Annotated in this window: 1 protein-coding gene; it reads right to left on the bottom strand. The window is 44.9% G+C overall.

Features of this window, described 5'->3' with window-relative positions:
* Positions 1–46: 46 nt before the first annotated feature.
* A partial coding sequence (locus ACO0LC_RS29170) for an integrase core domain-containing protein (RefSeq protein ID WP_423009763.1) occupies positions 47–474 on the bottom strand: 428 nt, incomplete at its 5' end.

The raw sequence follows: 474 nt of genomic DNA, 5'->3' as shown, positions 1-474 counted from the left end.
GATCTGACAGTCACCCGGTTTGAAGTGCGGAATTGTCAGATCAAATTCAGTTATTTAGTTTTGTGATTTTATCGTGCCACGCCTCCTTTCCGTCAATTAGTGTTTGAATTGGTGTACGACCACAACCCATTTTTCCTTGATGAGTACGTTCGTGATTGTAGTAATACAGCCAGTCATCAAGGTCTTTCTGCAACTCATCAATCGACAAGTAAATCTTTTTCCGGAACGTGACCTGGTAAAATTCATTCAGGATGGTTTTATGGAAGCGCTCGCAGATGCCGTTGGTCTGAGGGTGACGCACCTTGGTTTTCGTGTGTTCGATTTCATTTAACGCAAGATAGAGTTGATAATCGTGCGACTCTGGCCTGCCGCAATACTCGGTTCCCCGATCAGTCAAGATTCGAATTAAGCCCATTTCGTATTCGGCGAAGAGCGGCAATACCTTGTCATTGAGTAGGTCAGCAGCCGTAATCG

It is taken from the genome of Undibacterium sp. JH2W (assembly GCF_049340425.1).
Taxonomy (GTDB): Bacteria; Pseudomonadota; Gammaproteobacteria; order Burkholderiales; family Burkholderiaceae_D; genus Undibacterium.
The sequence above is the reverse complement of the archived record's forward strand: the minus strand, read 5'-3'. Positions and strand labels throughout refer to the sequence as shown.